The 26,190-nt window shown below is 33.7% G+C and carries 25 protein-coding genes and 1 other annotated feature; of the genes, 5 read left to right on the top strand and 20 right to left on the bottom strand.

All coding sequences use genetic code 11. From position 1 onward, the window contains the following. Positions 1-87: 87 nt before the first annotated feature. Together JNUCC83_RS03320 and JNUCC83_RS03315 are read right to left on the bottom strand one after the other, a co-directional pair. Positions 88-1,146 carry an IS30 family transposase gene (locus JNUCC83_RS03320; protein WP_454460814.1) on the bottom strand — a complete coding sequence of 353 codons (1,059 nt, stop codon included), beginning with the start codon at positions 1,144-1,146 and terminating at the stop codon, positions 88-90. 267 nt (positions 1,147-1,413) lie between these two features. Beyond that, positions 1,414-2,355 (bottom strand): 2-dehydropantoate 2-reductase, encoded by a 942-nt coding sequence (locus JNUCC83_RS03315; protein WP_454460813.1) that lies wholly within the window; start codon positions 2,353-2,355, stop codon positions 1,414-1,416. A 156-nt stretch (positions 2,356-2,511) separates the two neighbouring features. Between JNUCC83_RS03315 and JNUCC83_RS03310 the strand changes: the two genes are divergently transcribed. Next, complete coding sequence (locus JNUCC83_RS03310) at positions 2,512-3,402, top strand: LysR family transcriptional regulator (RefSeq protein WP_454460812.1); 891 nt, start codon at positions 2,512-2,514, stop codon at positions 3,400-3,402. Here JNUCC83_RS03310 and JNUCC83_RS03305 read toward each other — a convergent pair. The 12 genes from JNUCC83_RS03305 to JNUCC83_RS03250 form a co-directional block, all read right to left on the bottom strand. Next, positions 3,399-4,448, bottom strand: coding sequence for a PTS sugar transporter subunit IIC (locus JNUCC83_RS03305; protein WP_454460811.1), 1,050 nt, complete (start codon positions 4,446-4,448; stop codon positions 3,399-3,401). The genes JNUCC83_RS03310 and JNUCC83_RS03305 overlap by 4 nt on opposite strands. Before the next feature lie 138 nt (positions 4,449-4,586). Beyond that, positions 4,587-5,867, bottom strand: a complete 1,281-nt coding sequence (locus JNUCC83_RS03300; protein ID WP_454460810.1) for a dihydrolipoamide acetyltransferase family protein — start codon at positions 5,865-5,867, stop codon at positions 4,587-4,589. Between the two features lie 21 nt (positions 5,868-5,888). After that, entirely contained in the window at positions 5,889-6,875 is a 987-nt protein-coding gene (locus JNUCC83_RS03295) for an alpha-ketoacid dehydrogenase subunit beta (protein WP_454461319.1), read from the bottom strand. A gap of 29 nt (positions 6,876-6,904) precedes the next feature. Beyond that, positions 6,905-7,891, bottom strand: coding sequence for a thiamine pyrophosphate-dependent dehydrogenase E1 component subunit alpha (locus JNUCC83_RS03290; RefSeq protein ID WP_454460809.1), 987 nt, complete (start codon positions 7,889-7,891; stop codon positions 6,905-6,907). Between the two features lie 18 nt (positions 7,892-7,909). Further along, a complete protein-coding gene (lpdA, locus tag JNUCC83_RS03285) occupies positions 7,910-9,322 on the bottom strand; it encodes a dihydrolipoyl dehydrogenase (RefSeq protein WP_454460808.1) in 1,413 nt (470 codons plus the stop codon). Positions 9,323-9,343: 21 nt separating this feature from the next. Then, positions 9,344-10,414 (bottom strand): butyrate kinase, encoded by a 1,071-nt coding sequence (gene buk / locus JNUCC83_RS03280; protein ID WP_454460807.1) that lies wholly within the window; start codon positions 10,412-10,414, stop codon positions 9,344-9,346. Between the two features lie 14 nt (positions 10,415-10,428). Next, entirely contained in the window at positions 10,429-11,253 is an 825-nt protein-coding gene (locus JNUCC83_RS03275; RefSeq protein WP_454460806.1) for a phosphate acyltransferase, read from the bottom strand. Positions 11,254-11,527: 274 nt separating this feature from the next. Beyond that, a complete protein-coding gene (gene abc-f / locus JNUCC83_RS03270; RefSeq protein WP_454460805.1) occupies positions 11,528-13,069 on the bottom strand; it encodes a ribosomal protection-like ABC-F family protein in 1,542 nt (513 codons plus the stop codon). Positions 13,070-13,208: 139 nt separating this feature from the next. Continuing rightward, the gene (locus JNUCC83_RS03265) at positions 13,209-13,853 is read right to left on the bottom strand and encodes a trimeric intracellular cation channel family protein (protein ID WP_454460804.1); all 645 of its coding nucleotides are present in this window, start codon (positions 13,851-13,853) and stop codon (positions 13,209-13,211) included. Between the two features lie 119 nt (positions 13,854-13,972). Next, entirely contained in the window at positions 13,973-14,263 is a 291-nt protein-coding gene (locus JNUCC83_RS03260; RefSeq protein ID WP_454460803.1) for a SemiSWEET family transporter, read from the bottom strand. 136 nt (positions 14,264-14,399) lie between these two features. Continuing rightward, positions 14,400-15,830: a 6-phospho-beta-glucosidase gene (locus JNUCC83_RS03255; RefSeq protein ID WP_454460802.1), complete on the bottom strand. Its 1,431-nt coding sequence runs from the start codon at positions 15,828-15,830 to the stop codon at positions 14,400-14,402. Positions 15,831-15,841: 11 nt separating this feature from the next. Then, positions 15,842-17,710 carry a beta-glucoside-specific PTS transporter subunit IIABC gene (locus tag JNUCC83_RS03250; RefSeq protein WP_454460801.1) on the bottom strand — a complete coding sequence of 623 codons (1,869 nt, stop codon included), beginning with the start codon at positions 17,708-17,710 and terminating at the stop codon, positions 15,842-15,844. A 147-nt stretch (positions 17,711-17,857) separates the two neighbouring features. Here JNUCC83_RS03250 and JNUCC83_RS03245 point away from each other — a divergent pair, with 147 nt between their 5' ends. After that, positions 17,858-18,568: a GntR family transcriptional regulator gene (locus JNUCC83_RS03245; RefSeq protein WP_454460800.1), complete on the top strand. Its 711-nt coding sequence runs from the start codon at positions 17,858-17,860 to the stop codon at positions 18,566-18,568. A gap of 163 nt (positions 18,569-18,731) precedes the next feature. On the opposite strand, the gene tnpA is transcribed toward JNUCC83_RS03245, so the two are convergent. From tnpA to JNUCC83_RS03215, 6 genes are all read right to left on the bottom strand, one after another. Beyond that, entirely contained in the window at positions 18,732-19,205 is a 474-nt protein-coding gene (gene tnpA, locus JNUCC83_RS03240; protein ID WP_454459837.1) for an IS200/IS605 family transposase, read from the bottom strand. 206 nt (positions 19,206-19,411) lie between these two features. Next, a complete protein-coding gene (locus JNUCC83_RS03235) occupies positions 19,412-20,143 on the bottom strand; it encodes a cyclase family protein (RefSeq protein ID WP_454460799.1) in 732 nt (243 codons plus the stop codon). A 15-nt stretch (positions 20,144-20,158) separates the two neighbouring features. Then, complete coding sequence (locus JNUCC83_RS03230) at positions 20,159-21,256, bottom strand: 5-methyltetrahydropteroyltriglutamate--homocysteine S-methyltransferase (protein WP_454460798.1); 1,098 nt, start codon at positions 21,254-21,256, stop codon at positions 20,159-20,161. A gap of 51 nt (positions 21,257-21,307) precedes the next feature. Further along, positions 21,308-21,555 (bottom strand) — a binding site (T-box leader). Positions 21,556-21,614: 59 nt separating this feature from the next. Next, on the bottom strand, positions 21,615-22,064 hold the full coding sequence (locus JNUCC83_RS03225) for a YaiI/YqxD family protein (protein ID WP_454460797.1): 450 nt from the start codon (positions 22,062-22,064) through the stop codon (positions 21,615-21,617). A 23-nt stretch (positions 22,065-22,087) separates the two neighbouring features. After that, positions 22,088-22,552: a YehS family protein gene (locus tag JNUCC83_RS03220; RefSeq protein WP_454460796.1), complete on the bottom strand. Its 465-nt coding sequence runs from the start codon at positions 22,550-22,552 to the stop codon at positions 22,088-22,090. A 73-nt stretch (positions 22,553-22,625) separates the two neighbouring features. Then, the gene (locus JNUCC83_RS03215) at positions 22,626-23,318 is read right to left on the bottom strand and encodes a putative ABC transporter permease (RefSeq protein ID WP_454461318.1); all 693 of its coding nucleotides are present in this window, start codon (positions 23,316-23,318) and stop codon (positions 22,626-22,628) included. A gap of 133 nt (positions 23,319-23,451) precedes the next feature. Between JNUCC83_RS03215 and JNUCC83_RS03210 the strand changes: the two genes are divergently transcribed. The 3 genes from JNUCC83_RS03210 to JNUCC83_RS03200 all read left to right on the top strand — a co-directional run bounded on the left by JNUCC83_RS03210 (position 23,452) and on the right by JNUCC83_RS03200 (position 26,164). Next, complete coding sequence (locus JNUCC83_RS03210; RefSeq protein WP_454460795.1) at positions 23,452-23,817, top strand: YccF domain-containing protein; 366 nt, start codon at positions 23,452-23,454, stop codon at positions 23,815-23,817. Positions 23,818-23,980: 163 nt separating this feature from the next. Next, the gene (locus JNUCC83_RS03205; protein ID WP_454460794.1) at positions 23,981-25,426 is read left to right on the top strand and encodes an amino acid ABC transporter substrate-binding protein/permease; all 1,446 of its coding nucleotides are present in this window, start codon (positions 23,981-23,983) and stop codon (positions 25,424-25,426) included. Next, positions 25,427-26,164, top strand: a complete 738-nt coding sequence (locus JNUCC83_RS03200) for an amino acid ABC transporter ATP-binding protein (protein ID WP_454460793.1) — start codon at positions 25,427-25,429, stop codon at positions 26,162-26,164. The last annotated feature ends 26 nt before the right edge of the window (positions 26,165-26,190 follow it).

Genomic DNA, 26,190 nt, shown 5'->3' with positions numbered 1-26,190 from the left:
TTTTTTACTTTTTCTAAATTGCAATATTAAGTTAGCCACCTAGGTAAAAACATCTAATTTTTTGTGTTATTCTATTAAAATCCATCCTTACCAACATGTTTTGATTTTAAGCTTTTGAATTTCTTCTAAAAATAATGTAGCTGGTTGTCTATAATTTAAGATTTTACGTGGTAAAAGATTAATTTTTTCAGTAGCCAGTTGAATGAATTGTTTTGAGTAGTTACAGATTGGAGTTCCTTTCGGAATAAATTGTCTTAATAAACCATTATGTCTTTCATTTGTACCTCGTTCCCAATAAGAATAAGGATGAGCAAAATAGACATCCGTTATTTGTTGGAGAGTATCATGAAGCGAGCTAAATTCACTACCATTATCAGCAGTAATTGATTGAAACATCTTGCTAAAATTAACTTGTCCGAACTCAGATTTTAATCGATTAACAGTATAACAAACAGACTCTTCTGTATGATCATCTAAAACAACAGTGATCATGTAACGCGTTTTTCTTTCAACAAGAGTAAGTATAGCATTATCATCTTTAGATTTTGAACCAATAACGCTATCTATTTCCCAATGACCAAAGTTTTTTCTATCATCAACTGTACTTGGTCGTTCATCAATCGATTTTCCTAGTTCTTTTTTATACTTACGACTTCTTTTCTTTTTAGGTGAGAGTCTGATCTTCATCTTGAGATGATGGTTTCTAATAGGTAAAAAGCCACTATCAATATAATTATAAAGTGTCTTAGTAGAGACAGTAGGTGTATTCCAAGTCCTCATGGACTTGATAAAACCAACAATTGCATCTGGTGACCAATTAAAATCAATAATCTGTTTACAGGCATAATTAATAAAGTCAACAGCACTGGCTAGCTTAGAATTAGCACCACAACGCTTTCTATTTTCTATATATTTAGCTTGTCCTGTCTCAGCAAAATAGAGTTGTCTAGGCTTTTTATTTTCTTTGATTTGCGTTGTTGTACCACGTTTTAGCTCATTGTTTATTGTTTGATGGTGTCGACCTAATCGTTTACCGATTGCTCTATTAGAATCACCTCTATTATGCCAAACTTCAATAAGTTGTCTTTCTTCAAAGGAAAGATGTTTATAAGTCAATTTTTGTGTGGTATTCTGAATTTGCGCCATGATAAAAATTCCTTTCGTTGTTGGGTGGATACTTCAATGATACATGAATTTTTACCATGGTGTTTTTTTATTATTTTAGGGTGGCTAACTTGATTCTACAATTAACCATTTTTTACTTTTTCATTTGTCAAATTAAGTTGGAAAGTCAAGCATCGACTTATGTATCATTTACATATTTTCTTTTTTTCATGTAAAAAAGGACGACTTTCACTTCTTTAGTTATGGTTGTTTGAAAATTCACTTGATTTAAATAAACTATGACGTTTTTTAGTTTGCTTCGACAATTTCTTCTTTAGAATGAATTAAATGAGTTAAAAATTCACAATAGGGTGTTGGAATACCGTATTCTTTTCCTTTACGTACAATCGCCCCATTGATGTAATCAATCTCAGTCAAACGATTATTAATGATTAAATCCTGATACATGGATGGATGATGTAAACCAATAGTTTCTCTATTGAAGCAGCCGTTAATTTGTTCTAAGACAGCCTGTTCATCCAAGAAAACATTCTCTGCTCTTGCAACGGCTAAAAATTCTGAAACAATTTTTTGAACAATTGGGTTGGCACTTGTCGTATCACCAAAATCGGCCATATTAGAATCTAAAATAGTACATAGACCATTCATTGTGCCATTAACGCATGCTTTACGGTAAATTGACGTTAAAATATCAGGAGATACTCGCGCGTTTAAATTAGCATGAGTTAGCACATCTGCTACTTTTTGGGCCACATCTTCTTTTCCTTCACCTAAGTTTTGTAAGTCAACGCTACCATTACCAAACAAAGTAACTTTGCCAGGACCTTCCATGCCCGCAGTCCACATTGTGTTACCTAATAAAATGTTGTCATAATCAACATATTTTTTAATAACATCTTCATGTCCAATACCATTTAATAGGCATAAAACAATCGTATCTTTGCCTAGCATGCTATCAATTGATTGAAGCATATTGTCTAGTTGCATTGCTTTCGTAAACAAAATCACTAAATCAGCTGAAAAATCAACGTCTGATAAATTATTTTGATTATACGCTGGAATCAATTCAACAATTTCTTCCCCATTAAAATTTGCTTTTAATCCATTGTTATTAATTTCATCAATGTGTTGTTGCCAACCATCAACTAAAATAACATTTTCTCCGGCTTGTTTTAGCATAATACCAAAACGACTTCCCATCGCTCCTGCTCCTGCAATAACAATATTCATTTATAATTCCCCCAATGTTTTGACTATTAATTTTTTTCAATCTTTATGTTATTATATATATAAATCGTTTACAAATGTATTGTTTTATATTATATATTTAATATAATAAACGTATATTTTAAAATATGAACATTATTTTGAAAAGAGGTCCATGATATGAATATTCAACAATTAAAGTATTTTATTGAGATTACTCAAACACGAAACTTGTCTAGTGCTGCACGAAATTTATTTGTCACTCAACCAACTCTTTCTCTTTCAATAAAAAAACTAGAAAGCGAGTTAAACACATCTCTGTTTGTTCACTCTGATGAACCTTTCCAACTAACCACTGCGGGTGCTTATCTCTATGAAAAAGGCACACATATTGTGGAGCAATTTGATCAACTAGTTGAAGATATTCATCAAATGAATGAACGTACTGAAAAAAAACGGATAAAAATCGGATTAACAACCCTTTTTTCTGTACAGTTTATGAAAGAAATCTCAACATTTTTGCAAACGCATCCATATATTGATCTAAATATCATTCAAGATGGCTCTCCAGAACTTCAAACAAAATTAAAGAATAAAGACATTGATATTGGTTTAATTTCTTTTCCAAACAATCATCCGGAGCACATTACAATTGAACCATTAGAAACCACAACAAAAGGCTATAATGTGTATGTCGTAGTTCCTGAAAGTAATCCTTTGTCTGAAAAAGATGTGCTGACCTTTAAGGATTTAAAAGGTCAACGTTTTTCATCTTTATCAACAAAATATATGATTGGACGACTATTACTCGAACGAAGTCGTGCGTTTGGTTATGAGCCCAACATCGTATTGCAAAACGACGATCTACAAGTCTTAATTCATAGTGTTTCTAAAAATGATTCAATTTGTTTACTACCAATTGAGTATGAAGTGGTTGGTAAGAGTGATGATGTCAAATGGATTCCTCTAAAAGACAAGTATGCACACTTTCCAATTGGCATTGCTTTACGAAAAGACTTCAACATCACACCAGACATTGAAGATTTTATCGAAGCAATCAAGACAAATTAACCTTGGTAAGAAAAAACTACTTTACTATCATAAAGTTTCAATACTTTTTCAAAGATAAATTTAGACAATAAACCTGCAGCAATTGGAACCACAAACCAACAAATAATTAAAAGGATAATATTTAATCCTGAATCAAGTGAAGCAAGAGGCCCCACAAGTCCAACTAATCCAAACCCTGCTGATTGTGGCGTACCAGACACATTTAATAAAGCAACTGGAATTGCTGAAATTACCGCTGTAAACAATACTGGCACAAGTATAATTGGGTATTTAAACAAGTTAGGCATCATCATTTTCATTCCACCTAAAGCAATGGCTAATGTTACCCCAGACTCATTTATCTTCCATGAATTAATCACTAAAACAATCGTTGTAGCTGCTATTCCCATAGCGGCTGCACCGGCTGATACGCCGTTTAATCCAATGGCTAAACCAATTCCCACTGTTGTGATTGGTGAAATAATCAGTGCCGCAAAAGAACATGCGATTAAAATACTCATCACGATTGGTTGGAAATCAGTAAAGTTATTAATTAATTTTCCAATTGCTACAGTGATTTGTGTCACGAATGGATAAGTTAACATACCAATTAAACCTGCACCAATCCCTACAACAATAGGCATCGCAATAATTTCAACAGAACCAAATTTACTTCCAATATATAGCATCATTAAAACAGCGACAGAAGCTGTAATCATAATATTAATGATGTCACCTGTTCCAGCTCCAACATACGAACTCACTTCAGTATTAAATTTAATCACACCTGATCCAGCAAATGCTGCACCACCTGCTATCATCATTTTTGCCGGACTAAGACCAAATTGATGAGCAATTAACGCACCAATAATCAGTGGTGTCGCTAATTGGAAAATAAGTCCTGCATGGATAATCATTTGTATAATGTCATATTGTGAGAAATATTTTAAAATTGCTCCTAGTACCGCGTTTGGAATCAAGGCAATAATCGTCCCTTGAGCTGTACCTGCTAAAACCTTATTAAGAAATAGGCGTGGGGTTAATGTTGTTTCTTCTGTTTTTGTCATATCAAAAACTCCTATTAATATTATTTTTAAATTAGTTTGAGAATGATTGCACTTACTTAAAGAAAGAAGGAGATTTCCCAAAGTAAATTGAGAAATCTAATTCTTTACATGACAGTTTAATAGATAATGATAGTTTTTTTAGTAGATATCAGATTCAGATGAGAAGTTAGCTAGGTTTTCTTTCACATCTCTTAAGAATTGACCTGCTTGTTGTCCATCTAAAATTCTGTGGTCGATTGACAGACATAGGTTAACCATATCCGCTGTTTTGAATCCACCATCTTTAGTTGGTACAATGCGTTTGTTGATTGACTCAACTTGTAATATCGCTGCTTGAGGGTGGTTGATAATTCCCATTGATTGAACAGATCCTAAAGTACCTGTGTTGTTTAAGGTGAATGTGCCACCCTGCATATCTTTACCTTGTAATTTTCCTTCTCTCACATCAGTTGCTAGACGATTAATTTCTTTAGCAATACCAGCTAGAGATAAATTATCAGCATTGTGAATGACCGGAACATATAAATGCTCGTCAGTTGTCACCGCAATTGATAAGTTAATGTCTTTATGGTAAACAATGTTTCCGTTATCCCATGATGTATTGATTTTGGGATTTTTTTTCATTGCTTGAACAACAGCTTTAGCAAAGAATGGGAAGAAGCTTAGAGACATACCTTCGTTTTTCTTAAATTCATTTTTCGTTTTGTTACGTAAATTAACAATATTTGTCACATCTGCTTCGACCATAATCCAAGCATGAGGAATTTCATTCACACTTTGCACCATTTTTTTAGCAATTGCTTTTCTCACACCATCAGCTGCCACTACTTCTTGAGAAGCGTTTGACGTTGTTGCAGGGGCTGGTGCCGATTTTTCTGATGGAGCAACAGTTTCTTCGACTTTAATCACTGTTCCTTCGACTACTGGGTCTGATTTAACCACTTTAGAAGGATCAAAGTTCATGATATCTTTACGCGTAATACGTCCTTCTTTTCCAGTGCCTTCGACATCATTTAAATCAATGCCTTTTTCTTGTGCTAAACGAACCACTGCTGGAGAAAAACGACCTGCAGCTTTATTAACTGGTTTTTTTGCTTTTGAAGCCGGATTTGCCTCAACAACCTCTTCTGCTACTTCCTCTTTTACTTCTTCCACTTCTTGTGTTGACTCATCTTCTCCTTCAACTTCAAGTGTCATAAGCGATGTTCCAATTGGGACATCAACATCTAATTCAACTAATGTCTCTTTCACTACCCCGGCAAAATCTGAAGGAATCTCAGTTGTTACTTTATCTGATACAACTTCCATTAATGGGTCGTATCGTTTTACTGTGTCACCTGGTTTTACAATCCATGAAACCACACTTGCTTCTGTCACACTTTCCCCTAAATTGGGCATTTTAATTTCTTTAATAGCCATAACTAACTTCCCCCTAAATTTTTAATACTCTGCCAATTCTCTCATTGCTTCGATTACTTGGTCTTCATTTACTAAGAATTCACGCTCTAATGTTAAAGCATATCCCATACCTGGTGCATCAGGACCAGCTAAACGTTTAATTGGTGCATCTAAGTCAAATAATGCGTCTTCAGAAATCATTGCTGCGATTTCACTCATGATGCTTCCTTCTTTGTTGTCTTCAGTCACTAATAACACTTTTCCAGTTTTTTTAGCAGCATTAACGAGTGTTTCTCTGTCTAATGGATACAATGAACGAACATCTACAACTTCTGCATCAATGCCCTCTTTAGCTAATTTTTCAGCAGCAGACATTGCGTATTGTAACATCATGCCATAACTAATAACGGTAATATCGCTACCTTCACGTACAACATTAGCTTTATCGATTGGCACAACATAATCATCCGTTGGAACATCCGCTTTTAACAAACGATATAGACGCTTATGTTCGTAGAAAATTACTGGATCGTCTGAACGAATTGCTGCTTTAATCATTCCTTTAGCATCATATGGATTTGATGGTGTAACCACGCGTAATCCTGGTTGACCAGCAAAGATTTTTTCAGTTGATTGAGAATGATACAATCCACCACGAACACCACCACCATAAGGCGTACGGTAAACAATTGGCGCCGTCCAATCACCTTTTGTACGGTAACGCATTGTTCTAGCTTCAGATAGAATTTGGTTTGTCGCTGGTAAAATGTAGTCAGCAAATTGGAATTCGCCAATTGCACGGTATCCCATAACACCTAAACCGACTGCTAAACCACCAATAAGTCCTTCTGTTAATGGTGTATTGAAACAACGATTGTCACCATATTTGGCAGCTAATCCTTTTGTTACACCAAACACGCCACCTTTATCGCCACCTACGTCTTCACCAAAAATTACTACTTTTTCGTCACGAGCCATTTCTTCAGATATTCCTAAATTAATTGCCTCTAAATATGTCATTTCAGCCATTGTCATTCATTCCTCTCTTTTTCCTAAAATTATTTCGCGTATACTTCGTCTAATAATGATTCTGGAGCTGGATCTGGCATTGCTTCTGCTTCGTCAGTTGCTTTGTCGATTTCAGCGCGAATTTCTTCATCCATTTTGTCCATTTCGTCTTGTGTCAGGTAACCTTCATCGATTAATTGTTTTTCAAACACATCTATAGGATCACTATCTTTCATTTTTTCAATATCTTCTTTAGAACGGTAAATTGTTTGATCATCATCAGCTGAGTGAGATGTTAGACGATATACTTTTAATTCAATTAATTTTGGTCCTTTTCCACTACGAGCATCTTTTACAGCTTTTTTAAATGTTAGATACACTTCTGTAAAGTCATTTCCATCAACAGTGATTCCTTCAAAGCCATAGCCATGTGCACGATCTGACATGTTCTCATTTGCATATTGTTCTTCAATTGGCACACTGATTGCATAGCTATTGTTTTCAACAACAAAGATAACTGGCAATTTTTTTACTCCAGCAAAGTTCATGGCCTCTTGTACTTCACCTTGGTTGGCAGATCCTTCACCTGTTGTTGTTAATGCAATATAGTCTTTTCCTTCTAATTGTGCTGCATATGCTACACCAGTTGCTAAAGGCATTTGTGTACTTACAGTAGAAGCAAATGACACAATATTATGTTCTTTTGAACCATAGTGGTTAGGCATTTGACGACCATGTGAAGAAGGATCTGCATCTTTACCAAATGAACCTAAGATAATGTCTTTAGAAGTCATCCCCCATACTAAACAAGCAGTCATATCACGGTAGTATGGTAAGAAAATATCTTTATCATGTTCAAAAGCCATAGCCATAGCAACTTGAGCAACTTCTGCTCCTTGTCCTGAAATGTTAAATGACGTTTTACCAATACGAGTTAATTGCCATAAACGTTCATCTAAACGACGACCTCTTTTAACCTCGTAATAAGCTTGTATAATTTCTTCTTTACTTAAACCTGATTTTTTTAACGTTTTCATTTTTCATCAACCTTTCCTTTATTTATGAATTGCTTTTTTATATGTATCGAGTGCTGCTTCTTGAATTGCTTCTGACAATGTTGGATGTGGATGAATCGCCTCCCCTAATTCAATTGGTGTTGCATCTAAATAAATAGACGTACTTGCTTCAGAAATTAAATCTGTCGCATGTGGACCGATAATGGATACACCTAATAAATCATCTGTTTCTTCATCTCTTATAACTTCAACAAATCCACCTTCGCCGCCATAAACAAGTGCTTTTCCGTTTCCAGCAAAACTAAATGTTCCAACTTGTGCTTTCACACCTTCTGGGACATTATCTTTTGAGTACCCAACACTTGCGATTTCTGGATTTGTATAAACACAACGTGGAACGTTTGTATAGTTGATTGTGTCAACGTCTTCTTCTAGTAGGTGACTAACGGCAATTTCTCCTTCTTTCATCGCAACGTGTGCTAATTGAAGTGTATCAATACAATCTCCTACTGCGTAAATATGATCTTCAGTTGTTTGGTAGAACTCATTTACTTGAATGCCTTTATCATCAAACTTAACTGATGTGTTTTGTAAGCCAATACCGTTTACATTTGGCTTGCGTCCGATAGCAACCATAACTTTATCAACTGTTAGACTATCTTGGCCTTCTATATCAACCACAACTTCTTTGCCTTTGATGTCTGCTTTAGATACTTTGCTACTTAGAAGTACCTTAATCCCGCGTTTTTCTAGGCTTTTCTTCAATTCATTTGAAATAGCTGGGCTTTCATTAATTAACAAGCGATCTAAGAATTCAATAATGGTTACTTCAACGCCTAAACTATTTAATAGAGACGCCCATTCAACACCAATTACGCCACCACCAACAATCGCAATTGATTTAGGTAATTCTTGAATGTCTAACATGCCGTCTGACGATAAGATAAACTCTTCATCTAATGGAAGGTTTGGCAATGTTTTTGGTGAAGATCCTGTCGCAATAATGACATTTTTAGGAACAATAATTTCTTCTTCTTTTGATTTATCATTAAATGTCACAGCAACTGCTCCAGATACTGGTGAGAAAATAGATGGACCTAATATAGCTCCTTCACCTTCCAGAACTCGGATTTTATTTTTTTTCATTAATCCTTCGACACCTTGGTGTAGTTGATTAATAATTCCTTGCTTTCTTTCTTGTACTTTCTTAAAGTCAACAGAAAAACCGTTTATATTTTCGATACCAAACTCACTAGCATCTTTGATGGTGTCAAATACTTCTGCACTTCTTAATAAAGCCTTTGTTGGAATACACCCTTTATGCAGACATGTTCCACCTAACTTACTTTTTTCAACAATCGTGACATCAAGCCCCTTTTGAGCCGCTCTAATTGCAGCTACATAACCACCAGTTCCGCCACCTAAAATAAGTAAATCTGTCTGTTCTGCCATTTTATCCACTCCTTTTATTTGTTACACTAAAGCATAGTCTTTTGCTGTTTCTTTACCGTTTAGTACTCGCCAAGCACCCTCATAAAGAGCTTGCATTTCCATCTCTCCAGGAAACGCTCTAACTGGCGCTATCCAGTCAACACGAGAGGTAATTTGTTCCCTAATTACCTTAGAATAAACAGCTCCTCCAGTTAATACGATACTATCTACTTGACCTTTTAAAACTGCAGACATTTCAGCAATACTTTTTGCGACTTGATAAGACATCGCTTCTTCATAAAAAGCAGCCTCTGTGTCGCCATTTTCGATGCGTTTTTCGACCACTCTTAAATCTGTTTCACCTAAGTAAGATTTCAAGCCACTATTACCTGCTATGATTTTTTTCACATCAGCTAACGTTAGATTTTCTTTAATAATCAGATTGGCGAAATCAACTAGTGGTAATTCACCACTTCTTTCTGGAGAAAATGGGCCTTCGCCATCAAGTCCATTTACCGCATCAATCATTTTTCCATTTTTATGAGCTCCGACACTGATTCCCCCACCTAAGTGAGCAACAATCATTGAAGAGGTTTCATATTCTTTACCTAATTCTTCTGCTGTCACACGTGCAACAGCTTTTTGATTAAGTGCATGTGTCACACTTCGTCTAGTAATACCTTTTAGACCCGACACTTTTGCGATTGGTTCCATTTCATCAACTACAACCGGGTCAACTATATATGCTGGAATATCATATTTCTTTGAAAATTCATTCGCTAAAATTGCGCCTAAGTTTGAGGCATGCGTATTGTATTTTTCTGAAATCAAATCGTCTAGTAAAGCATCATTTACCATATATGTGCCACCTGGGATTGGTTTTAACAAACCACCACGACCTACAACAGCAACTAAATGATGTTCCACTTGATGTTTTTTAATAAATTCTGAAATCAGATTCGTTCGAAAGTCTGTCTGACTAATGACATTCTCAAACTGCGAAATATCTTCTACTGAATGCCTAATCGTTTCTTCTGCTTTTAATTGATGATTTGAAAAAATCGCTAATTTTGTCGAAGTCGATCCAGGATTTATGACTAATATATTATCCATTAAAAAATCCCCTTTTAAATTTGTTTCATAGCAAACTCTAAAGAATCAAGTTTACTTTGTGTTGCATCACTTCTTGATGTCAAAACAACCGGTACTTTTGTTCCGACGATTGTCCCGCCAACTGTTGCATCAGCAAACAATGTCAACGACTTATACAAACAATTTCCTGTGTCAATTTGTGGAACAACTAATACATCTGCATCTCCAGCGATTGGGCCGTCAAATCGTTTATGTTCTACCGCATCTTTTGATATAGCTAAATCAAACGAAATTGGGCCAAATATAGTTGCCTCTTTTTCCTCTTTGAATGCTTCAGTTACCTCTGTTGCTAACACTGACGAAGGCATTTTAGGATTGTAATTTTCTGCTGCACTCAATAAAGCAATTTTAGGGTGAGCTAGTCCAATTTTATGTGCGACAGATTTTACATTTTCTACTATTTCAACCATTGTTGGTGTATCAGGTGCAATATTCATTGCACAATCTGTTAGTAGAAATGTTTGATTTTTTGAAGGAACTGTTACCATTGCAACATGAGATAAAACAGATTGTGTTTTTAATCCATATTCTTTTTTTAATAATTCTTTTAATAATGTATGCGTTTGAATAATACCTTTGAGGAGAATTTGAGCATGTTCGTCTGCCACATATTGCACTGCCTTTTGAACAATTTCAGCCTCATCTTTACAGTAAACATATTCCCATATATCAGAATTACCTATATCTTCTGCTGTATCAAAAACAACAAAATGCAATTCTTCTTTATAACGATTTTTTGCTTCTTTTACCAACGTTAAAATTTCTGGTTGGGAACCTCCTGCGATTGATACTGTTACCATTTTTTATTCACCTCATTTATTTCTTTGTGACTACACTCATACTGTATCAACCAATGTAAACGCATACAATTTGTTGTTTTTTATCTTACTATTGATTAAATTTATAGGTTCCATAAACTTTGCTAATACAAGGTTTGACGAGCTGTTTTTTTGCTCACTCATTGTATTCTCATGCAAAACTAATTTATTTAATTATTTTAAATGGGTGATTATTTCACAAACATCGCGTTTTCAGCCCAAAAAAAGACCTCGAAAAATCGAGATCTTTGTTTATCTATATCATTTTTCCTAAAGCGACATCATAGACTTGATCCACCAAATCTTCTAAGAAATCCATTTCATGAGAAACCAGTAGGACTGTTCCTTCAAATTGATTAAGTGTATGTTTCAACGAATCTTTACTTTGTTGATCTAAATGGTTTGTTGGTTCATCTAGTACGAGTAAATTACTTTTAATTAGCGTTAAGTGACATAATTTTACTTTACACTGTTCCCCACCACTTAATTGCGATAGTGGCTTACTCATATTATCATCATTAATACCACTTTTTGAAAGGACTCGACGGACTTCTTTATTAGATAATTTAGGATGAACGACTTGCAACCAGTCAATAGCTGATTGATTCGGGTGTTCCCAGTTTAAGTCTTGTGAAAAGTAATTAATTTTTACATCGTTACTTATTTCAATAGTCCCCGACAATTTATCAATTTCACCTATTAACGTTTTTAATAAGGTTGATTTTCCGATTCCGTTGAATCCTTTTATCGCAATTTTTTCACCTTTATGAAGTCTAAAGTTAATGTCTTCTAATAAAGGAAATTCATACCCTACTGATAAATCATTTGTTTCAAGTACTAAATGACTGTGACTCATCTCATATGGAAAGTCAAATTTACCAGGTTTTCCACTTGGTGGTGCCGCTAATCTATCTATTTTATTTAATTGCTTCTCACGGCTTTTTGCCATATTTGAACGGCTTCCTGCTTTATATTTTCTAACATAAGCTTCTAATTTATCAATTTCTTTTTGTTGTTTTTCATAATCACGTTGATGTTGTTCAGCTTTTGCTTGTTTTTGCTTCATCGCTGATTCAAGATTACCGTTATATTTTGTCAATGTATGGTAATCAATGTCACATATACATGTCGTAACTTTATTTAAAAAATCTCTATCATGTGATATAACTATATAGGTACTATCTAATTGATTCAAATAATCTGATAACCAATCAATATGAGAAACATCCAAATAGTTAGTTGGCTCATCTAATAAAAAAACATCTGCTTTTTCAAGAAGTAACTTAGCCAAACTTACTTTAGAGCGTTGACCACCACTTAATTTTGCAACTTCTTTATCTAATCCAATAGCCGTTAACCCCAGACCGTTTGCTACCTGTTCAATCTGTGTTTCAATCGAATAAAAATCACTTGCTTCTAATTTTTCTTGTTTTTTCCCAATTGTTTCAAGTAATTCATCATCATAAGTTGTCGCATATTCTTCATACATTTCTTGAATCTCGTCACTTATTTTATACAAGTGGCTAAATGCTTGTTTTAAATAATCAAACATGGTGTCACCTTCTTGATAAGTCAGTTGTTGCTCTAAATACGAAATCGTAATATTATTTTGCCATACAATTCGTCCCTCGTCTGGCATAATGTCTCCTTGAATCATCTTAAGTAAGGTCGATTTTCCAGCACCATTTTTTCCTGTTAACCCAAGATGCTCTCCCTTATTTAGACGAAGTGATCCATTTTCATACAACATTTTATCTGGTAATTCATACTTTAAATCATCAATTTCTAAAATACTCACTGTCGATTCTCCTTTTTGATTGACACATCATAAAAAAAGAAAACAATTGAAAATCAATCAATTGTTTTCTAGATAACACTTTATGATTCTACGTAAATTACTTAGTCTTTATTCCTGGTAAAATATATCACGCATACCTTTATAAGTCAATTTTTAGCGTTGGATGACTATTATCATCATCGTGCTTATTAAACTTAGATTTTGGTAAATTCCAATTATAAGTTAAACCAACTACTCTAAGCAATACGGTTAATACAATGATAAACAAATAGACAAGTGATTGCGTTGGCTGATAAACATAGATAACTATAGCAATTAAAATAGACCAGCCACCATATATTTCAGCACATAAGACACTGGGCTTTTTACCAGCTAGGATATCTCGAATCAATCCCCCACCAGTACCTGTTAATAACGCTGCCATTATGACAGGACCGACATGTCCATTAATACCTAATCCATACAAGGAACCTTGAATACTAAATGCTGCTAATCCAATTGCATCAGATATTAGTTCCACCATCTTCATCGTAGACAGTTTTTTAGGAAATAGATAAACAACACCTATTGTCGCAAATGATACATAAAATAAGGTTGTTTGTCCCCAAAAAATATCCATCGACAACCCTAGTATCAAATTGCGTAGTGCACCACCACCAAATGCTGTCACAAAGCCTAAAACAGCTATTCCCAATACGTCATATTTTTCTTCTATAGCAACAAGCGCGCCAGAAAACGAAAAAGCGATCGTTCCTATAATGCTTGTAATTTCTAAAATATCCATTGTTCCAACCCCCTGAAACAGTTTTATCTATCAAAATAGGTAATCCATTTCATATTATAACCAGTTCAGGGCAAATTTACGTCAATTTTAGAATTTTTTGGTTTAATCTAAGTTTTTTACTACAACGCGGTTAAAAATGTGATGATTCCAAAAATTATCCCAGGAAAGTTAGCTAATACCAGTGGCCAATCTCTTGGCGTTTTGAAAAAACCATATGTAACCCATAACGTACAATTTATTGCTGCTACTAATGGCTGGATAGGACTTCCCTTATGACCAGCCAGATTATTACTAATTTGTGGAATATATGACACATACATTAAAATCGCAGTGACTGTGGCAATCCAACTAATATATTTAATTATTTTTGAATCTGTCTCTATTTTTCTATTGTCATCATTATTACTCATCTTTTATCCCCCTAATAAGTTTGTCACAAACATGTTACACCTTATATAAAAAGGATAACACAAATTAAAAAATAGAGTAATTATAAACCATTCAAAAAAACTACTAGCCAATCCTGACTAATAGTTTTTTTCGTAATTAAAGAATGTCACCATTTGATTCAATGACTTTTTTGTACCAATCAAATGAATCTTTTTTATAGCGATTCATTGTTCCGTTACCTTCGTTGTCACGGTCAACATAAATCATGCCATAACGTTTTTTCATTTCTCCAGTGGTAAATGATACCAAATCAATAATTCCCCAAGGAGTGTATCCCATAACCTCAACACCGTCATACTCAATCGCTGTTTTAATTGCTTCGATATGTTTTACCAAATAATCAATTCGATTTTGATCATGAATTTCGTTCTCTTCTGTCAATTCATCAATCGCTCCAAAACCATTTTCTACTATAAATAATGGAATTTCATAACGATCATATAGACGGTTTAGCGTGTAACGTAGCCCTTCAGGATCAATTGCCCATCCCCAATCGCTTGTTTCAATATATGGATTTTCTACACTATTTGATAATCCACCATTCACCACATTGCCTAAATTATCATTGTTAACATCGGCTTTCACGACTGTTGACATGTAGTAACTAAATCCAATATAATCTACAGTTCCCTTAGCTAAAATAGCTAAATCTTCTTCTGTAATATCTAAATCATAACCTTCACGTTCAAATTCTTTTATGGCATACCTTGGATAATGTCCTCTAACATGAACATCGGCGAAAAAGAAACGTTGATGCATCGCTTCTTCAGCTGCCATAATATCAGCTGGATTACATGAATATGGATAGATTGGCACATGAGATACCATACAACCTATTTCAAATTCAGGGTTAATTTTCTTACCAGCAATCACAGCTTTGGCACTGGCAACCAGTTCATTATGAGCAACCTGGTACATCACTTCTTTTGGATTTTCATCTTCACCAACTGTCACTCCAGAATTAGTCCATAAAAAAATGGGGTTATTCGTATCCATTTGATTATTAATTTCATTAAACGTCATCCAAAATTTAACTTTGTCTTTATAACGTTCAAAACAAGTAATCGCAAACGTCTCAAAAAAATCAATGACTTGACGATTTCTAAATCCACCATATTCTTTTGCAAGGTGTAATGGCATCTCAAAGTGAGATAATGTAATCACTGGTTCAATCCCATGTGATAGTAATTCATCAAATAAATCGTCATAAAATTTAAGTCCTGCTTCATTTGGTTTTTCTTCATCACCTTTTGGATAAATTCGTGACCAAGCAATAGATGTTCTTAAACATTTAAGACCCATTTCTGCAAATAAAGCCACATCTTCTTTGTAACGGTTGTAAAAATCTATTGCTTCATGGTTAGGGTAAAACTTACCTTCTTCGATGGTTTCCGTAATTTCTCTAGGTACACCATGTGCACCGGCTGTCATGACGTCAATCACGCTTGGTCCTTTGCCATCTTGATTCCATCCACCTTCAAATTGATGAGCAGCTAAAGCGCCACCCCATAAAAAATTTTTATCCATTTTTTTCACCTCTAATTAAATTTTAAAAGACTATCATTCAAGTCGACTACGTTATTCCCTTCCGTTTTTATCGTTTTAAATTCAAAAGAATTAGTAATAATTACAGGAGTAATGATTGAATAACCAGCTTCTTTTATTTGTTCTGCGTTAAAATCTAACAACAAATCACCTTTCTTAACAGACTGGCCTTGAACAACATGACAATTAAATGGTTTACCCCCCAATTTAACTGTATCTAGTCCAACATGAATCAATAGCTCTATCCCTGTATCACTAGTTAGTCCAATAGCATGTTTAGAATCAATCACTGTTGTTACAATCCCATCAAAAGGTGAGTATACTTTATTATCTGTTGGGTTAATAGCAACGCCAGACCCCATTGATCCACTTGCAAAAACTTCGTCAGGAACATCAGTTAATGCAATAACTTCACCCTGTAATGGAGAAGGCATATCATAATTTATTACTGGTGTTTTTTTAACTTTTCCTTCAATATCTTCTGACAATTCTTTATCAGATTCAGCTGTTTCCCCAAATCCAAATACCATCACTAATGTAGCTGATCCTATTAATGCTATTAAACAACCAATTACAATTCCTATAAATGAAGTTGGAAATTCACTATTAATACCATTTACTATTGTTAATAAACTTGGAAGTCCAGCATAAGCAAAATAATATGGTTGGAAAAAGCTGGCAACGATAGCTCCTATTGCACCAGAAATACAACCAAAAATAAAAGGTTTTTTAAATCGGAGCGTTACACCATAAATTGCAGGTTCTGTAATACCGAATAAACCTGTAATAAAGGCTGACAATGATACACCTTTTAACTCTTTATTTCTAGTTTTTAAGAATACTCCTAAAACAGCTCCAACTTGTGCCACAACTGCAATCGTTTGAAATGCTTGAAATGAATCTCTTCCATACATATCAAAATTTGCCATAACAACAGGAGTAATTCCCCAATGGACACCAAAGATAACAATAACCTGCCAAAATCCACCTATCAATGCTCCTGCTAGTGGTGGTGCGACCTGTACTAAGCTGTTATACCCATTAGCAATCGCATTTGCTACAAAAGCTGATACTGGTCCAAAAATGAGTATAGTAACGGGAACCATTATAACCATACAAATCAAAGGAGTTAACAGCGGCTTAACTACTCCTGGTAATTTTTTTTCAACAAATTTTTCTAAATAAGATAGTAACCAGACCATTATGAGTGGAGGTAAAACTGATGATGTATAAACTGTTTCACTTAAAGGAATTCCTAATAAATTTAAATGTTTACCTGAAGCAATTTCCCCAGCCATCGTTGCCCAATCTGGAGACACTAACGCCATAGATATAGCAACAGCAATATACGTATTTACTTTAAAATGTTTGGATGCTGTAATTGCTATAAAAATTGGTAAAAATGTAAACGGTGCCCAAGAAATGAAACTAAAAACACGATAAGTATCTGTCAAAGCAAATGAAGGATATGCAAGATTAATTAATATAAGTGCCCCTTGTAGAATTCCCGCAGCAGCTAAAATATAAACAAATGGTGCAAATACTGCTGACATGGTTGCAATAATACGATTTAAAATACTTCCTTTAGGTTCTTCTTCACTTGTATCTACATTTACTAGCTCAGTAAATGAATCATAGACTTCTCCTACATGTGGACCAATAACAATCTGAAATTGTCCATTATTAATGACTACTGATATAACTCCTGGTAATGTCGAAATTTTTTCTTTTGCGTCAGTTGGAATATTTTTTAATACCAATCTTAATCTTGTTGCACATCTTGTAGCGTTTAGAATATTGTCTTTGCCAAGTATATCGACAATATCTTGTGCCAATTTTGAATAGTCTCTTACTTTACTCATCGTTACCTTCCTCTCTAAAGTTTATATATAAATAATAATTGTGAATGCACAATTTGTCAATAGCTATCTTTTTTATTTTTTTATGATAAAATAATGAATACAACCATGTCAAAACTATAAAACCATACCATTAATGAGGGAAATATTATGTTAAAATATGAAAACATTGCATTATTAATCGAAGAATCAATTGTTGATAGCAATTTAATACATGGTAGTAGACTACCAAATTTTAAAGAGTTAATGTCAACGTATGCTGTTAGTAAAAGCACTATTGTAAAAGCCTTGGATTTATTAGAAAAACGGGGAATTATCTATCAAATACAAGGAAGCGGTGTATTTGTTAGAAGAAAAAAAAGAAATGGGTATATTAACTTTAGTGAAAACCAAGGATTTACTGCTGACCTTGATCAATTTGAGATTACATCTAAAGTATTAACATTAAAAGAAATAGTACCCCCTCTAGAAGTAAGTGAACATTTAAGCTTAAATGATAAAGAAGTAGTCTACTATGTTAAAAGAATACGTTATATTAATTCTCAGATACTCTGCTTAGAAGAGTCTTATTACAAAAAAGCAATTATTCCTTACCTAAATGTTGAAATAGCAGAACATTCCATCTTTGATTATTGTAAAACTGCATTAAAACTAAATATTAGTTTTTCTGATAAGTATATTCATGTCATAAAATTAGACAAAGATAAAAGCGAATTACTAGATTTAAATGTAGGTGATCCAGGACTCCTAATTGACGAATTATTTTACTTATCATCTGGTGAAGCTTTTGATTTCTCTAAAACAATTTATCATTATATTAATTCTCAGTTCTTTTTACAGAGTACAAAAGTATATTCTTAAAACGATAAAACCGAGGATAATAAGCCCTCTAATCAAAACCTCCAGTGAGAACTGGAGGTTTGTTCTTCGGCTGAAAGCCTCTATTACCGGCTTGAGCCTGAAAGGCTCACTGAAACGGTTTCCCTCATGCACCACATTCACTCGCTGATCCTAAAAGGATCTATTATTTCTTTTTATTTTTCTCTCCTGTAAACGGATCATATTCTTCAAATAATGTTAGTTGATCTGCTACATAATCTTCTCGAATTTGATTTCTTATGTATTCCTCAATTTGTTTCTTATTTCGTCCTACTGTATCAACATAGTAACCCCGACACCAAAATTTTCTGTTACCATATCTATATTTCAAATTAGCATGTCTGTCAAAGATCATAAGACTGCTTTTTCCTTTTAAGTAACCTATGAATCCTGAAACACTTAATTTTGGTGGAATACTTACTAACATATGAACATGATCTTTACATGTGCTAGCTTCAATTATTTCAACACCTTTTCGCTCACATAATAACCTTAGTATTTCTCCGATACTTTGTTTGTATTTTCCATAAATAATTTGTCGTCTGTATTTAGGTGCAAAAACTATATGATACTTACATTTCCATGTTGTGTGTGATAAACTTTGATTGTCCTTTTTCATAAGGAGCCTCCTATATGATTGATATTTTGTGGTCGGGAAACCAAATTTATCTTATCATTTTAGGAGGCTTTTTTAATACCACGCTGAAAGCTCTTTAGAACCACCCGCATAGCAGGTGGTTTTCAAAACATATAAAAAATAAAAAAGACGAAGCGTTGAGTTATTCAACACTTTGTCTTTTTTACTCATTAAACTTAACGCTCTCTTTACACAATAGCGAATGCTCGAACGGTAAAGCCTGGGGATTCTTCAATCTTTGGAATTCCTATAACTATTGCCCCACCTGTACTTGGAACCTCATACAATTTGTTTAATGCTTCTAGCTGAAAATTACCGGTTGATAACCAATACAATTCACCTAAAAGTCCGTTATTTTTAGCAAAAGCTTTGCCGCTATCCGTATCAAGTGTCTCATGCCCTATCGCTCGAACATGTCTTTCCTCGTTAAGAAACGTTAAAGCCTCAATAGACCAACCTGGCGTATGGGCAACACCATTTTCCTCTTTATTGTAATAGGCTTTATGATTCGTCCATTTTTTGGACCAACCACTTGCAAATGCAACAAAACTACCTGGTGAAATTTTTCCGTATGTTTCTTCAAAAGATAAAATATCATCAACTGTTAACTCATAATCAGCATTTTCCTCTACTTCTTTTTCCTTATGAATCACATAAAGAGGTAATATCGCATCTTTTAATATGAGACTATCTAAAAGTCCATCTCCTTTAGAAAAATGACCGGGTGCATCAATATGAGTACCATACTGAGTTGCTAAAGTGTATTCTTTGGCAAAAAAACCATCAGATTCAATAGTGAATAACGTCTTTTCTTTTAGTGGAGAAAAAGCTGGAAAATATGGAATGTTATTTGATAATGTATGAGTAAGATCAATCCATTCCTTTTGTTTTAACTGATTAATTAGTTCGATTGTTGTCATATTACATCTTCCTTTCTAAAAAACTTCTTTTGCAATGTCTACCACAAGGGATAATTTATCCCATTGGTCTTTTTCTGTGACCTTGTTACCCTCATGAGTTGATGAAAAACCACATTGAGGACTTAGGCATAATTGATCAATGGGAACAATTTTACTAGCCTCGATGATTCGTTGTTTAATTTTATCTTTATCTTCTAATTCTGGGGTTTTCGTTGTGATTAAACCTAAAACAACTTTCTGGTTTCCTATAAATCTTAATGGTTCGAACCCTCCTGAGCGTTCATCATCAAATTCAAGAAAGAATCCTGCAAATTCTTGAATACCAAATAACCGTTTTGCAATTAATTCATAAGAGCCATTATACAACCATTTGGATTGAAAGTTTCCTTTGCAAAAATGAAACGTCACATCTAAATCTTCTGGTTTTTCTGCCAATATTTTTTCTGTAATATCTCCAAATTCTTGTATCAAATCATCTGGATTGTATCCATTGCTTTTAATTAGTTCTCTAAACCTATCATCAAACAACGCTCCCCAACTAGTATCATCTAATTGGAGATAGCGACATCCCGCATCGTAGAATGCTTGCATCGCTTGTTGGTACGTCAAAATCAAATCATTAATAAAGTCAGATGGATTGTCATAAACAGGATGTTCATTGTATTGTTTTGATAAAATAAATGAATCTAGGTAAATCATATTTGGTCCTGGAATTGTTTGTTTGGCTATGGCGTCCCCAGCATGTTTTTTTGTAAATTTAAAATGATCAATGAATGAATGGGAAGAATTAAAGGATAATCTACTAGAGACATACGTTCCTTGAGCTTCTGTTTTGATACCGAATGCCGTTGTTTCAAAATCATATACAGTTATCCCATTTAAACCAGCAATAAAATCTAGATGCCACCATCTTCTTCTGAACTCTCCATCAGTCACGGCTTTTAACCCAATATCCTTTTGCTTTTGAATAATCTTGATAATTTCTCGGTCTTCAACTTCAGTTAACTCTTCCCTTTTTATCTCACCTTTTTTAAACAATTCACGAGCACGTTTTAAAGCCTCTGGTCTCAACAAACTTCCTACTTGGTCATAACGAAATGGTATTTTACTCATACTTTTTCCTCCTTTTATAATAAAAAAAGCCCTTAAATATCTCTAAAGATATTTAAGGACATGAATATCACGTGGTACCACCTTTTTTTATAGTTTTCTCACAAAAACTATCTCGAACAGTACCCAATATACTATTGGAAACTGCTGTTTGTTAACGGAACATACCGTATTTTCCTAAACTATTTCAGAAAATCCACTTAAAAGCCATTTTCAAATTATGTTATTAACATCTCTTTTCAGCTACCGAGACTTTCTGTTAGAAAATACCATAACCTTACTTTCTTTCTCATCGTGTTTTAATCATTTTGTTAGAATTAATATATCTCTTTTCTAATGGCCTGTCAATAAAAATAATGATTTACTCAATTTTTTTATCAATGATTGCCATTATTTTCTCTACAAAAACGTCTTTGTCTTTTTGTGTAAAAGCTTTTGTTCCTTTAGTTTTTTTTCCTGCTTTCCTCATTTGAGACCCTATAAAACGTTGATTAAGCAACGTATCTATGGTTCGTGACGTGTATTCTTGTCCACTATGATGAAAGACACGCACGTTTTTGGTAAGCAATAATGAAGCTAAGCCATAATCTTGTGTAATTATAATATCTCCATCCTTAACCTCTTTAACAATCCTATAATCAGCACTGTCACTGCCTTTATCGACATATATAAACTCAATAAAACTGGGGTATTCTTTATTGGTATAATGGTCAATACTTGTCACAATAACAACAGGTATAGAAAATTTTTCACCTAATTTTATCACTTCATTTTTCACTGGAGAGCCATCTCCATCGATAACAAAACGCAACAAACCACCTCCTATATCACGTTTTATCTAAAATCAGTCATCAATCCTTTTAAAAAGTGACGCGTGTAATTGTCGCCACATGCTTTATAATTTCTATGTCCTTCTTTTCTTAAAAAGGCACCCAATTCACTTTTAGAAATCTTTGATTCAGCTCTTGCAAAATAGTCAAGCATGTCATCAGTTGTCAAAGAAAAAGCAATCTTTATTTTTTTCAAAAAGATATTATTAGCATTCTCTGGATGAAGCTCATAAATAACTGTTTCATTTTCTTTTTTACCACGTTGTGAAATAATTAAGCCATTTAGAAAACGTTCAAACGGCTCATCTTCTAACATAGTTTCATACAGGTCATCATCTATTTTATTCAACATAGTTAAATACTCTTTCTTACTCACTGTGACACCACCAAGACGAAATAGCTCAACCATATCATCATCCTTAATATCTAAAGCATATCTTAAACGTACTAATCGATCATTATTATTCATATCTTACCTCTTTTTTTGTCATACAGTCATTATAACACAGTACATATACTATATTTAGATGGTACCATTTCACTTATTTTTTTAATTTTAAGTTTGGATAATTCTTTAGCAAACGATTTAAGTTATGATGTCTTAAGTTTAATGGCTTGTTTTTTAAATGATGTAGTAGTTTTAGTCGATTATGATCAGACTCTTTGTTTTCAAATAAATGTTTCAATCGGTATTCTTTAATTCCTGCGTTTTCTTTATCACTAGTATCAATAGATGCTGACACTTCTTTTTTTGTTGTCGCAGTAAATCCAAGAGTGGTTATAACATCTGTGATAAATAAGATAAACAAAAGAATCGGCCCAATACTATTAGTTGCTCTTATGAAGTCCTGTATCCCATCTTGGACAACTGGATTAATCACTTTAATTAAAAATAAACAACCGATTCCCCAAAACATGGACACTGGCACAGCCACACGTCCTTCAATATTAAATGGAACATTTTTATAATCCCATAATGACATATTAAATAATTTTTCTAACAGCCAACTCGTTATATACTCAATAATTGTCACGATAACCACCGAATTAAAGTATAAGTTCAATAATGTTCCAGATTTATCAGGCACTAAAAGCAACACCGCTGTTACTCCAAAACCATATACCGGACAATATGGACCTAATAGAAATCCTCGGTAAACATAATGTCTTGCCTTAATTGAACAATACACACTTTCCCATAACCAACCAATAATCGAATAGGTTATAAACGTCATAAATAAATTCTCCACTATCAATTCTCCTTTGTTTACACTTTATGTCTATGTTATAATCATTTAATTACATTCTATCATGATGATGGATAAAATACTTTTATAATTACAACTAAATATAGAAAGAAGAATAAACATGACAGTTATAGGGAATATTATTTGGTTTATTTTTGGTGGTCTAGCTGGAGGTATATCTTGGTTTGTAGCTGGTTGCCTATGGTGCCTGACAATCTTAGGGATTCCAATTGGTTTACAATGCTTTAAAATTGCTGGTTTATCACTTTGGCCTTTTGGAAAGGATGTTGTTTACAATGGGAGTGGCCTGTCATTTATCGTAGACATTATTTGGCTAGTTATTTCCGGCCTTCCTTTAGCATTTGTTCACCTTACAAGTGGTATTTTATTATGTATCACAATCATAGGGATTCCTTTTGGTAAACAATCTTTTAAACTAGCAAAACTTGCTCTGATGCCATTTGGTGCAGAAGTAGTTTATAGATAAAGGTTTACAAAAAAATATATTTTAAAAATCAAACCGTTTTTTAGTATTTTTTGTAAAAAGCACATATTCTATGTTAGATTATATGACATAAAATTTGTGTTTTTCTATTTTTTTAATTTATAATGAAAAAAATAGAAAAACATAGAAAAAAAGGAGAAACTTTATGAAAAATAAATATTCTTTATTTTCAATCATTGCTTTATTTACCACTCTACTGTGTCTAGTAGTTGGAATAAATGTCAAAGCAGAAGAAAAAACATACACAATCGGAACAGATTTAACATTTGCTCCTTTTGAATATCAGAATTCAAGTGGAACATATATTGGAATTGATGTAGACTTAATCAACGCGATTGCCAAGGACCAAGGATTTAAGGTTGATTTAAAACCCTTAGGCTTTGATAGCGCTGTTCAAGCTGTTCAGTCAAATCAAGTTGACGGGATGGTTGCTGGAATGAGCATTACTGATGAAAGAAAAAAATCATTTGATTTTTCAGATCCTTACTTTGATAGTGGTATTTCTATGGCTGTTAAAAAAGGCAATACCTCTATTAAGAGTTATGATGATCTAAAAGGCAAAACCGTCGCAGCAAAAGTAGGAACTGAGAGTGCTGCATTCCTTGAAAAAAATCAAAAAAAATACGGTTACACAATTAAAAATTTTGACGATGCGACTGGCCTTTATAAATCACTAGAAAATGGTGAAACAGTTGCTATTTTTGATGACTACCCTGTGTTAGGATATGCTATCACTAATGGACAAGCTTTAGAACTAGTTGGCGAAAAAGAAACAGGTAGTGCTTATGGTTTCGCTGTTAAAAAAGGGCAAAATCAAGAATTACTTGAAAAATTTAACGCCGGTCTTAAAAATCTTAAAGCCTCCGGAGAATATGACAAAATTATCGACAAGTATATTTCAACAGGTAAAGATACTGCAAGTGAGGAAACTGTTGTTGATGAAACGAGTTTTGCTGGTTTGATAAAAAATAATTGGAAAAGCCTACTAAATGGTTTGTGGATGACCATTAAACTTACTCTGATATCATTTATTTTAGCACTAATTATTGGGATTATCATTGGACTGTTTAGCGTATCACCATCCAAAGCACTTCGTATTATCGCTACTATCTATGTTGATCTTATTCGTGGTATTCCACTTATGGTTCTTGCATTCTTTATTTATTTTGGTATGCCTGGTATTTTAGGATTCAACATTCCTGTCTTTTTAGCCGGAGTGATTACGTTGACACTTAATTCAAGTGCGTATCTATCTGAGATTGTACGTGGGGGGATTAATGCTGTTCCTAATGGTCAAATGGAAGCTTCTAGAAGTTTAGGGTTATCTTATCATAGAACGATGCAAAAAATTATTCTCCCTCAAGCAATCAAAATTATGATCCCATCATTTGTTAATCAATTTGTTATTTCATTAAAAGATACTACTATCTTATCTGCCATTGGATTAATCGAATTGCTTCAAGCAGGAAAAATTATTGTTGCGAGAAACTTACAAAGTACTATGGTTTATTTTATGATTGCTGTGATTTATTTGGTACTTATTACTGCTCTGACAAAATTAGCTAAAGTTTTAGAAAAGAAGGTGAAATAAATGGCTGAGAAAATATTAGTTGAGCATCTAATAAAAAAATACGGTGAAAATACCGTATTAAATGATATTAATGTTTCTATTAAAGAGGGCGACGTTGTTTGTATTATCGGGCCATCTGGTTCTGGTAAAAGTACCTTTCTACGTTGTTTAAATCAATTAGAAGAAATTAGCAGTGGAAATATTATTATCGATGGCGCAAATCTAACAGATAAAAACACAAATATCAATAAAGTTCGTCAACATATTGGAATGGTATTTCAACATTTTAATTTATTTCCGCATTTAACTATCTTAGAAAATATCACATTAGCTCCAGTGGATTTAGGAAAATTATCTAAAAATGAAGCCAACGAAAAAGCCATTAGTCTACTTGAATCAGTTGGCTTAGCTGATAAAAAAGATAGCTATCCTGAGTCATTATCTGGTGGCCAAAAACAACGTGTGGCGATTGCCAGAGCGTTAGCAATGAACCCTGATATTATGCTGTTTGATGAACCAACGTCTGCTCTTGACCCAGAAATGGTCGGTGATGTACTAAACGTCATGAAAGATTTAGCAAAACAAGGTATGACGATGGTCATTGTTACCCACGAGATGGGATTTGCCAAAGAAGTAGCAAATCGAGTGATGTTCATTGATGGTGGTAACTTCTTAGAAGATGGTTCACCAGAACAAGTCTTTGAAAACCCACAACATGATAGAACAAAAGATTTCTTAAATAAAGTACTTAATATATAGTAAAAAGGAATGACATTAAGGATAAT

This window comes from Vagococcus sp. JNUCC 83 (genome assembly GCF_053667615.1).
Note: the sequence above shows the minus strand (reverse complement) of the source record. Positions and strands in the feature narration are given on the sequence as shown.

What these genes read in the sequence shown, in the direction of transcription:
- JNUCC83_RS03320 (WP_454460814.1), bottom strand. Translation starts at nt 1,146, where the DNA reads ATGGCGCAAATTCAGAATACCACACAAAAATTGACTTATAAACATCTT.
- JNUCC83_RS03315 (WP_454460813.1), bottom strand. Translation starts at nt 2,355, where the DNA reads ATGAATATTGTTATTGCAGGAGCAGGAGCGATGGGAAGTCGTTTTGGT.
- JNUCC83_RS03310 (WP_454460812.1), top strand. Translation starts at nt 2,512, where the DNA reads ATGAATATTCAACAATTAAAGTATTTTATTGAGATTACTCAAACACGA.
- JNUCC83_RS03305 (WP_454460811.1), bottom strand. Translation starts at nt 4,448, where the DNA reads ATGACAAAAACAGAAGAAACAACATTAACCCCACGCCTATTTCTTAAT.
- JNUCC83_RS03300 (WP_454460810.1), bottom strand. Translation starts at nt 5,867, where the DNA reads ATGGCTATTAAAGAAATTAAAATGCCCAATTTAGGGGAAAGTGTGACA.
- JNUCC83_RS03295 (WP_454461319.1), bottom strand. Translation starts at nt 6,875, where the DNA reads ATGGCTGAAATGACATATTTAGAGGCAATTAATTTAGGAATATCTGAA.
- JNUCC83_RS03290 (WP_454460809.1), bottom strand. Translation starts at nt 7,891, where the DNA reads ATGAAAACGTTAAAAAAATCAGGTTTAAGTAAAGAAGAAATTATACAA.
- lpdA (WP_454460808.1), bottom strand. Translation starts at nt 9,322, where the DNA reads ATGGCAGAACAGACAGATTTACTTATTTTAGGTGGCGGAACTGGTGGT.
- buk (WP_454460807.1), bottom strand. Translation starts at nt 10,414, where the DNA reads ATGGATAATATATTAGTCATAAATCCTGGATCGACTTCGACAAAATTA.
- JNUCC83_RS03275 (WP_454460806.1), bottom strand. Translation starts at nt 11,253, where the DNA reads ATGGTAACAGTATCAATCGCAGGAGGTTCCCAACCAGAAATTTTAACG.
- JNUCC83_RS03265 (WP_454460804.1), bottom strand. Translation starts at nt 13,853, where the DNA reads ATGGATATTTTAGAAATTACAAGCATTATAGGAACGATCGCTTTTTCG.
- JNUCC83_RS03260 (WP_454460803.1), bottom strand. Translation starts at nt 14,263, where the DNA reads ATGAGTAATAATGATGACAATAGAAAAATAGAGACAGATTCAAAAATA.
- JNUCC83_RS03255 (WP_454460802.1), bottom strand. Translation starts at nt 15,830, where the DNA reads ATGGATAAAAATTTTTTATGGGGTGGCGCTTTAGCTGCTCATCAATTT.
- JNUCC83_RS03250 (WP_454460801.1), bottom strand. Translation starts at nt 17,710, where the DNA reads ATGAGTAAAGTAAGAGACTATTCAAAATTGGCACAAGATATTGTCGAT.
- JNUCC83_RS03245 (WP_454460800.1), top strand. Translation starts at nt 17,858, where the DNA reads ATGTTAAAATATGAAAACATTGCATTATTAATCGAAGAATCAATTGTT.
- tnpA (WP_454459837.1), bottom strand. Translation starts at nt 19,205, where the DNA reads ATGAAAAAGGACAATCAAAGTTTATCACACACAACATGGAAATGTAAG.
- JNUCC83_RS03235 (WP_454460799.1), bottom strand. Translation starts at nt 20,143, where the DNA reads ATGACAACAATCGAACTAATTAATCAGTTAAAACAAAAGGAATGGATT.
- JNUCC83_RS03230 (WP_454460798.1), bottom strand. Translation starts at nt 21,256, where the DNA reads ATGAGTAAAATACCATTTCGTTATGACCAAGTAGGAAGTTTGTTGAGA.
- JNUCC83_RS03220 (WP_454460796.1), bottom strand. Translation starts at nt 22,552, where the DNA reads ATGAATAATAATGATCGATTAGTACGTTTAAGATATGCTTTAGATATT.
- JNUCC83_RS03215 (WP_454461318.1), bottom strand. Translation starts at nt 23,318, where the DNA reads ATGACGTTTATAACCTATTCGATTATTGGTTGGTTATGGGAAAGTGTG.
- JNUCC83_RS03210 (WP_454460795.1), top strand. Translation starts at nt 23,452, where the DNA reads ATGACAGTTATAGGGAATATTATTTGGTTTATTTTTGGTGGTCTAGCT.
- JNUCC83_RS03205 (WP_454460794.1), top strand. Translation starts at nt 23,981, where the DNA reads ATGAAAAATAAATATTCTTTATTTTCAATCATTGCTTTATTTACCACT.
- JNUCC83_RS03200 (WP_454460793.1), top strand. Translation starts at nt 25,427, where the DNA reads ATGGCTGAGAAAATATTAGTTGAGCATCTAATAAAAAAATACGGTGAA.